Origin of the sequence: Vibrio sp. 10N.222.48.A3 (genome assembly GCF_041475345.1) — a bacterium.
Lineage (GTDB): Bacteria > Pseudomonadota > Gammaproteobacteria > Enterobacterales > Vibrionaceae > Vibrio > Vibrio tasmaniensis_A.
The window spans coordinates 1-9,788 of the sequence record NZ_JBFRVX010000353.1 but is presented as its reverse complement, the minus strand read 5'-3'; the positions used below and the strand labels follow the sequence as shown (position 1 = coordinate 9,788).

Genomic DNA, 9,788 nt, shown 5'->3' with positions numbered 1-9,788 from the left:
TAATGGTACCGAGAGGGTTATCGTATCCCAGCTGCACCGAAGCCCAGGCGTGTTCTTCGACAGTGATAAGGGTAAGACCCACTCATCAGGTAAAGTTCTTTATAACGCACGTGTAATTCCTTACCGTGGCTCATGGTTAGACTTTGAGTTCGATCCTAAGGATAACTTATTCGTACGTATCGACCGTCGTCGTAAGCTACCAGCATCGATTATCCTTCGTGCACTTGGTAAATCGACTGAAGAGATCCTAGATCTGTTCTTCGACAAAGTGAACTTCGAAGTGAAAGACCAAACTCTACTTATGGAGTTGGTTCCTGATCGTCTACGTGGTGAAACTGCGTCATTCGACATCGAAGCAAACGGCAAAACTTACGTTGAGACTGGTCGTCGTGTAACTGCTCGCCATATCCGTCAACTTGAAAAAGATGGCGTTGAGCACATCGAAGTACCAGTAGAGTACATCGTTGAAAAGATTGCTGCGAAAGATTACATCAACGAAGCAACTGGCGAGATCATCGTTGGCGCAAACCAAGAGATTAGCCTAGAAGCACTTGCTAACCTGTCTCAAGCAGGTCACAAGACTCTAGAAGTGCTGTTCACGAATGACCTAGACCATGGTCCATTCATGTCAGACACTCTACGTGCGGATAGCACAGTAGATCGCATCTCTGCATTGGTAGAAATCTACCGCATGATGCGTCCTGGCGAGCCACCAACGAAAGAAGCTGCAGAATCACTGTTCGAAAGCCTATTCTTCTCTGAAGATCGTTACGACCTATCAACTGTAGGCCGTATGAAATTCAACAGCTCTATCGAGCGTGAAGAAGAAGAAGAGCGCGGTACTCTGGATGAATCAGACATCATCGAAGTGATGAAGAAACTGATTGGTATCCGTAACGGCATTGGTGAAGTGGACGATATCGACCACCTTGGCAACCGTCGTATCCGTTCTGTAGGTGAAATGGCAGAAAACCAATTCCGTGTTGGTCTAGTTCGTGTAGAACGTGCCGTTAAAGAACGTCTAAGCCTTGGTGACCTTGATGCAATCATGCCTCAAGACCTTATCAACGCTAAGCCGATCTCTGCTGCAGTTAAAGAATTCTTTGGCTCTTCACAGCTTTCACAGTTTATGGACCAAAACAACCCATTGTCAGAAGTTACGCACAAGCGTCGTATCTCTGCTTTAGGTCCTGGTGGCCTTACTCGTGAGCGCGCAGGCTTCGAAGTACGTGACGTTCACGTAACTCACTACGGTCGTCTATGTCCGATCGAAACGCCTGAAGGTCCAAACATCGGTCTAATTAACTCGCTATCTGCATTTGCACGTTGTAACGATTACGGTTTCCTAGAAACTCCGTACCGTCGTGTAGTAGATGGTGTAGTAACAGAAGAAGTTGATTACCTGTCTGCAATCCAGGAAGGTCAATTCGTAATCGCGCAAGCAAACACCATTCTTACTGAAGAAGGTACGTTTGCAGATGAGCTAATCACAGCTCGTCAAAAAGGTGAATCTGGTCTTCACCCACGCGATCACGTTGACTACATGGACGTTGCGACAAACCAAGTAGTATCTATCGCTGCTTCGCTTATCCCGTTCCTAGAACACGATGATGCGAACCGTGCATTGATGGGTGCCAACATGCAACGTCAAGCTGTACCAACACTGAGAGCTGATAAGCCTCTAGTAGGTACGGGTATCGAACGTAACATCGCAGTTGACTCTGGTGTTACAGCGGTTGCTAAACGTGGTGGTCAAGTTCAGTCTGTTGACGCTTCTCGTATCGTAGTTAAGGTTAACGAAGATGAATTGGTACCTGGCGAAGCTGGTATCGATATCTACAACCTGACTAAGTACACGCGTTCGAACCAAAACACATGTATTAACCAACGTCCAACTGTACTTCCTGGTGAACCAGTTGCACGCGGCGATGTTCTTGCTGACGGTCCTTCAACAGACCTTGGTGAACTAGCTCTTGGCCAAAACATGCGTATCGCATTCATGCCTTGGAACGGTTACAACTTCGAAGACTCGATCTTAGTATCTGAGCGCGTAGTTCAAGAAGACCGTTTCACGACAATCCACATTCAAGAACTATCTTGTGTGGCTCGTGATACTAAGCTGGGTTCTGAAGAGATCACAGCTGATATTCCAAACGTAGGTGAGTCTGCTCTGTCTAAACTAGACGAGTCAGGTATCGTTTACATTGGTGCTGAAGTTAAGGGTGGCGACATCCTAGTTGGTAAAGTAACCCCTAAAGGTGAAACTCAACTGACTCCTGAAGAGAAGCTACTACGTGCTATCTTCGGTGAGAAAGCATCTGATGTTAAAGATACTTCTCTACGTGTACCAAACTCTGTTTCGGGTACTATCATCGATGTACAAGTCTTCACTCGCGATGGCGTAGAGAAAGACAAACGTGCACTTGAAATCGAACAGATGCAGCTTAAAGAAGCTAAGAAAGATCTAACTGAAGAGTTCCAAATTCTTGAGGGTGGCCTTCTTAACCGTGTTAAAGCTGTACTTCTGTCTGGTGGTTACTCTGAAGCTAAGCTTGATACTATCGGTCGTAAGCAATGGCTAGAGCAAGTTCTAGAAGACGATGCGCTACAAACACAGCTTGAGCAACTTGCTGAGCAGTGGGATGAGCTAAAAGCAGACTTCGATAAGAAGTTTGAAACTAAGCGTCGTAAAATCACTCAAGGTGATGATCTAGCGCCTGGCGTTCTTAAGATTGTTAAAGTTTACCTAGCGGTTAAACGTCGTATCCAGCCTGGTGATAAGATGGCCGGTCGTCACGGTAACAAAGGTGTAATCTCTAAGATTAACCCTGTTGAAGACATGCCATACGATGAGAAAGGTCAGCCTGTAGACATCGTACTTAACCCGCTGGGTGTACCATCGCGTATGAACATCGGTCAGATCCTAGAAGTTCACTTAGGTTTGGCTGCGAAAGGTATCGGTGACAAGATCAACCAAATGGTTAAGGAACAACAAGAACTGCATAAGTTCCGTGAGTTCCTACAGAAGGTTTACGATCTTGGCGATACTCGTCAGAAAGTTGATATTGCTGAACTGTCTGATGATCAAGTTCGTACACTGATCAAGAACCTACGTGGCGGTCTACCGATTGCTACACCTGTGTTCGACGGTGCTTCTGAGTCTCTAATCAAAGAACTACTTAAACTGGGTGATCTGCCAGAATCTGGTCAGCTTAAACTGTTTGATGGTCGTACTGGTGATTCGTTTGAGCGTCCTGTAACTGTTGGTTACATGTACATGCTGAAACTGAACCACTTGGTTGATGACAAGATGCATGCTCGTTCAACTGGTTCTTACAGCCTAGTAACTCAGCAACCACTTGGTGGTAAAGCTCAGTTCGGTGGTCAGCGTTTCGGTGAGATGGAAGTATGGGCACTAGAAGCATACGGTGCTGCATATACTCTACAAGAAATGCTAACAGTTAAGTCGGATGACGTTAACGGCCGTACTAAGATGTACAAGAACATCGTAGATGGTAACCATAGCATGGAACCTGGCATGCCAGAGTCGTTCAACGTACTGTTGAAAGAGATTCGCTCGCTAGGTATCAACATCGAGCTAGAAGACGAAGAGTAATCCCTCTTTTTTATAAAGAAGATTGGATTACTTGGTAAAGGGGGCTCACTTTAGTCGGTGAGCTCCTTTAACTCCTTACAGGAGCTGAACGTGAAAGACTTATTAAACTTTCTAAAAGCACAGCATAAGACCGAAGAATTTGATGCAATCAAAATCGGTCTATCTTCACCAGACACGATCCGTTCGTGGTCTTTTGGTGAAGTTAAAAAGCCAGAAACAATTAACTATCGTACGTTCAAACCTGAACGTGATGGTCTGTTCTGTGCACGTATTTTTGGTCCAGTTAAAGACTACGAATGTCTTTGTGGCAAATACAAGCGCCTGAAGCACCGTGGTGTTATCTGTGAGAAGTGTGGCGTTGAAGTTACACAAACTAAAGTTCGTCGTGACCGTATGGGCCACATCGAGCTTGCTTCACCAGTTGCTCACATCTGGTTCCTAAAATCACTACCGTCTCGTATCGGTCTACTAATGGATATCCCTCTGCGTGATATCGAACGTGTTCTTTACTTCGAAATGTACGTAGTAACTGAACCGGGTATGACTGATCTAGAAAAATCTCAGATGCTTACTGAAGAAGAGTATCTGGATCGTCTAGAAGAATGGGGTGACGAATTCACTGCTAAGATGGGTGCTGAAGCGATCAAAGATCTGCTTTCAACAATGGACCTTCATCAAGAAGTGGAAGAAATGCGCGAAGAGTTGGAAACAACTAACTCTGAAACTAAACGTAAGAAAGTTACTAAGCGTTTGAAGCTAGTTGAAGCGTTCATTTCGTCAGGCAACAAGCCTGAGTGGATGATCCTGACTGTACTTCCAGTGCTACCGCCAGATCTACGCCCTCTAGTACCACTAGATGGCGGTCGTTTTGCGACTTCTGATCTGAACGACCTTTACCGTCGTGTGATCAACCGTAACAACCGTTTGAAGCGTCTTCTAGAGCTAGCGGCTCCAGACATCATCGTACGTAACGAAAAGCGTATGCTGCAAGAGTCTGTTGATGCCCTTCTAGATAACGGTCGTCGCGGTCGTGCGATCACGGGTTCTAACAAGCGTCCTCTGAAATCTCTTGCTGATATGATCAAGGGTAAACAAGGTCGTTTCCGTCAGAACCTTCTAGGTAAACGTGTAGACTATTCTGGCCGTTCTGTAATCACAGTTGGTCCATACCTTCGTCTACATCAGTGTGGTCTTCCTAAGAAGATGGCACTTGAGCTATTTAAGCCGTTCATCTACAGCAAGCTAGAAACTCGTGGCATGGCTACGACAATCAAAGCTGCTAAGAAAATGGTAGAGCGCGAAGAAGCGATCGTTTGGGATATCCTAGACGAAGTTATCCGTGAACACCCAGTACTGCTTAACCGTGCACCTACACTTCACCGTCTAGGTATCCAAGCGTTTGAACCAGTACTAATCGAAGGTAAAGCGATTCAGCTTCACCCACTAGTGTGTGCGGCATACAACGCCGACTTCGATGGTGACCAAATGGCTGTACACGTGCCTCTAACTCTAGAAGCACAGCTTGAAGCTCGTACCCTAATGATGTCGACGAATAACATTCTGTCGCCAGCATCAGGTGATCCAATCATCGTACCTTCTCAGGACGTTGTATTGGGTCTTTACTACATGACACGTGACAAGATCAACGTGAAAGGTGAAGGTATGTACCTTGCTGGCCCTGCAGAGGCTGAAAAGGCATACCGTACTAAGACTGCTGAGCTACACGCTCGCGTTAAAGTACGTATCACTGAAACTGTAGTAGATGAAGACGGCAATAGCACAACGAATACTGGCCTAGTTGATACGACTGTAGGTCGTGCAATGCTATGGCAGATCGTTCCAGCTGGCCTACCGTACAGCATCGTTAACCAAAAGTTAGGTAAGAAGCAGATCTCTACTCTTCTTAACGAGTGTTACCGTAAGCTTGGTCTAAAAGATACAGTAGTATTTGCTGACCAAATCATGTACGCAGGTTTCGCATACGCGGCACTTTCTGGTGTTTCTGTAGGTATCAACGATATGGTTGTTCCTCAAGCGAAATACGATGAAATTGAATCTGCTGAAGAAGAAGTTCGTGAAATCCAAGAGCAATTCCAATCAGGTCTTGTTACTGCGGGTGAGCGTTACAACAAAGTTATCGATATCTGGGCATCTACGAATGACCGCGTTGCGAAAGCAATGATGGATAACCTATCTTCTGAAACAGTTATCAACCGTGACGGCGAAGAAGAACAGCAAGAATCGTTCAACAGCATCTACATGATGGCTGACTCGGGCGCACGTGGTTCTGCAGCTCAGATTCGTCAGCTAGCAGGTATGCGTGGTCTGATGGCGCGTCCAGATGGTTCAATCATCGAAACGCCGATCACAGCGAACTTTAAAGAAGGTCTAAACGTCCTTCAGTACTTTATCTCAACGCACGGTGCTCGTAAGGGTCTTGCGGATACAGCACTGAAAACAGCAAACTCGGGTTACCTAACTCGTCGTCTAGTAGACGTTGCTCAAGACGTTGTAGTACACGAACATGACTGTGGCACGCATGAAGGTATCGACATGATGCCTCACATCGAAGGTGGTGACGTTAAAGTTGCACTTTCTGAGCTTGCTCTAGGTCGTGTAGTAGCTGAAGACGTTCTTAAGCCTGGTACTGAAGATGTACTGATTCCACGTAATACTCTGATTGATGAGAAGTGGTGTCAAATCATGGAAGACAACTCAGTAGATAGCATGAAAGTGCGCTCTGTTGTTACCTGTGATGCAGACTTCGGTTGTTGTGCACAGTGTTACGGTCGTGACCTAGCACGTGGTCACCTAGTGAACCAAGGTGAAGCAGTTGGTGTTATCGCTGCACAATCTATCGGTGAACCGGGTACACAGCTAACGATGCGTACGTTCCACATCGGTGGTGCGGCATCTACTGCAGCAGCAGAGAACAGCATCCAAGCTAAGACAACTGGTACTGTGAAACTTCACAATGCTAAGTTTGTAGTTAACAAAGATAAGAAACTGGTTATCACTTCTCGTGCATCTGAGATGACGATTATTGATGAATTCGGCCGTACGAAAGAGAAGCACAAACTTCCTTACGGTTCGATGCTAACCAAAGGCGACAACGCAGCAGTTACTGCTGGTGAAGTTGTAGCTAACTGGGAAGCGCATACCATGCCAATCATCACTGAAGTGGCAGGTCGTATCCAATTCGTAGATATGATCGATGGTATTACAGTTTCTCGTCAAACTGACGATCTAACGGGTCTTTCTTCAAGTGAAGTAACAGACGCAGCAGCTCGCCCAGCAGCAGGTAAAGATATGCGTCCAGCTATCAAACTTGTTGATGAGCAAGGTAACGACGTAATGATTCCTGGTACTGATATGCCAGCTCACTACTTCCTACCTGGCAAAGCGATTGTAAACATCGAAGATGGCGCTGAAGTTGGCATTGGTGACACACTATCTCGTATCCCTCAAAAATCGAGCGGAAACAAAGATATCACCGGTGGTCTACCACGCGTAGCTGACCTATTCGAAGCTCGTAAGCCTAAAGAGCCTGCGATCCTTGCTGAGCACACAGGTACTGTGTCTTTCGGTAAAGAAACGAAAGGTAAGCGTCGTCTAGTAATCACTCGTGAAGGCGGTGACGCTTACGAAGAGATGATTCCTAAGCACCGTCAATTGAACGTGTTCGAAGGTGAGAAGATTGAACGTGGTGATGTAATCGCCGACGGTCCTGAAACTCCACACGATATCCTGCGTCTACGTGGTATCCACGCTGTGACTCAGTACATCGCGAACGAAGTTCAAGAAGTTTACCGCTTACAAGGCGTAAAGATTAACGATAAGCACATCGAGACTATCGTTCGTCAAATGCTACGTAAGTGTACAATCACACATTCTGGTGACTCTCCGTTCCTACCTGGCGAACAAGTTGAGTACCACAATGTTAAGATTGCTAACCGTAAGCTAGAAGCTGAAGGTAAAGAACTAGTGCGTTTCGAACGTGATCTACTAGGTATTACTAAAGCATCTCTTGCAACTGAGTCATTCATCTCAGCTGCATCGTTCCAAGAAACGACTCGCGTACTAACAGAAGCTGCGGTTTCTGGTAAGCGTGATGACCTTCGCGGCCTGAAAGAGAACGTAATTGTTGGTCGTCTGATCCCAGCTGGTACTGGTTTCGCATACCACCAAGAGCGTCAAAAGCAACGTGAAGAAGAGCAAGAAGGTCCTTCAGCTGAGCAAGCTACTGACAATCTAGCAGCACTTCTAAACGCTGGTTTCTCTTCAGAAGAGTAAGCTCTACGAGTAGTCTCTAAGAGATAAGAAAAAAGGCACCTTCGGGTGCCTTTTTTGTATCTGGCGTATTGGTATTTAGCTATGACTTATAAAGTGATAGGTGTGATTATCTAGCTGGTGGGGTTGGATTTATGTCCTGAAGAGTGCTCTTTGAGGCCAGTAAGATAAAGGGTAGAGATGATTAGGCTGATTAGGGCTGTAACCATATGCTTATGGCTAAAGGTCAGGGCGAGCGAGTAAGCTCTGTCTGAAAGGTTCTGGGTAGTTTGGATAACCTTACAGACAAAACAAAAAGCTTGCACAGAGGCAAGCTTATTAAGGATTCAGCTAACTAAGCGCCTGGTGGAATCGCTAAACTGTCTGCAATAAGCTGGATAAGATTATCTTCTACTTCAAAACGTACTTCGAGTAGTTCACCTACTTTTGACATATCTCCTTCGAAGTTAGGCAACTCATCGTCTGCACTTACTTTAACGTACTTATCATTGAACTCTAGAAGCGGCTCGGTTGTAAGTACGATCTTCGCGTAAGTTGTATCAATCTCGTCATTGGTTTTAAAGCCTGTTGCTTGCCATTTTTTCATGACCATATCGTAGATCTTAAAATGACCCTCTGAGATATAATCGACAACATGATCGCAGAATGAGCTTATTTCTTTAGGAGAAGGGAGTTCAACAACGTTTGATTGCCCATTGCTAGCTGGCTGCAAGGCACCTAGCTTACAATACTCAACGATTAGAGACTGTCGAGTTTCGAGCCAATGATCGATGACCTCATTAGAGCCACCCCATTGTTCTTGTATTTGTTTGAATTTATTTAGCATGACCATGTCCTCATGATCTGATCACAACCTTGTGATCAAGTAATTGCCTAAGCAGGGTCCGTTTTATTGGTAGCTACTAAAAGTAATAGTTTGAATTATTCTCTGCTACAACTCTAGTATGAAATCAGATTGCCAGTAAAATGAACGAACTGCAAGCAATGAGGCATAGGGATGTTAAAAAAAAGTGATAACAAAATGACAGAGCAAGCTTATTGGTGCGTCGTTTCAGGTAGTGATATTTGGGTTAATAATGATCAGTTTCCTTATGGCTCAGCTGAAGAGCTAGGGCTGGATGTCGAGCATGCAATCTGCATTGGTCAGCATCAAGGTCGTAAGGTGTATTGGCTCAACGATTGCGATGTGGAGATTGATCTGAGCATGGTCAGCCTAAGAGATTTGCTTCACTGGCCTGAATCAAGTTTTCTGATCGCAAGCAAAGCTATCCAGTATGGGAACATGACACAAAGTATGCGTTTTTGCCCTCAGTGCGGCGGTCGTAATCATCTCAATCATAATCAGGTGGCGATGCAGTGTGGAGACTGCCGAACGCTTCATTACCCTCGTATCTTCCCGTGCATCATTGTCGCTGTACGAAACGACAACAAGATATTACTTGCGCAGCACCCAAGGCATAAAACGGGTATGTACACGGTAATAGCGGGCTTCCTAGAGGTTGGAGAAACCCTAGAGCAGTGTGTGGCGCGCGAAGTCAAAGAAGAAACGGGGATCGATGTGAGTAATATCCGTTACTTTGGTAGCCAGCCATGGGCGTTTCCATCGAGTATGATGATGGGCTTTCTGGCAGATTATGCTGGTGGTACGCTTAAACCCGATTACAGTGAACTGTCGGATGCCCAATGGTTTGATGTAACAAGCCTACCTGATGTTGCTCCAGTCGGAACGATTGCGAGACAATTGATTGAGAATACAGTCGATGACATAAGGAAAGCCGGCGTCGCGGAGCAAGAACTAGAACATTAAATTACCTGTGATAGTATTTGGCCTATGGGTGGTCAAACACTAAAAAAAACCCTCCACAAGTGGAGGGGGTAAGTA

General features: G+C 45.5%; 4 protein-coding genes. 3 read left to right on the top strand and 1 reads right to left on the bottom strand.

From position 1 onward, the window contains the following. A partial coding sequence (gene rpoB, locus AB4653_RS11025) for a DNA-directed RNA polymerase subunit beta (protein ID WP_372104158.1) occupies positions 1–3,616 on the top strand: 3,616 nt, incomplete at its 5' end. Between the two features lie 90 nt (positions 3,617–3,706). Next, entirely contained in the window at positions 3,707–7,909 is a 4,203-nt protein-coding gene (gene rpoC / locus AB4653_RS11020) for a DNA-directed RNA polymerase subunit beta' (RefSeq protein ID WP_009844676.1), read from the top strand. Between the two features lie 331 nt (positions 7,910–8,240). Here rpoC and AB4653_RS11015 read toward each other — a convergent pair whose 3' ends face one another. Beyond that, entirely contained in the window at positions 8,241–8,738 is a 498-nt protein-coding gene (locus tag AB4653_RS11015) for an Rsd/AlgQ family anti-sigma factor (RefSeq protein ID WP_012604999.1), read from the bottom strand. Between the two features lie 165 nt (positions 8,739–8,903). Between AB4653_RS11015 and nudC the strand changes: the two genes are divergently transcribed. After that, positions 8,904–9,713, top strand: coding sequence for an NAD(+) diphosphatase (gene nudC / locus AB4653_RS11010; RefSeq protein ID WP_009844679.1), 810 nt, complete (start codon positions 8,904–8,906; stop codon positions 9,711–9,713). The last annotated feature ends 75 nt before the right edge of the window (positions 9,714–9,788 follow it).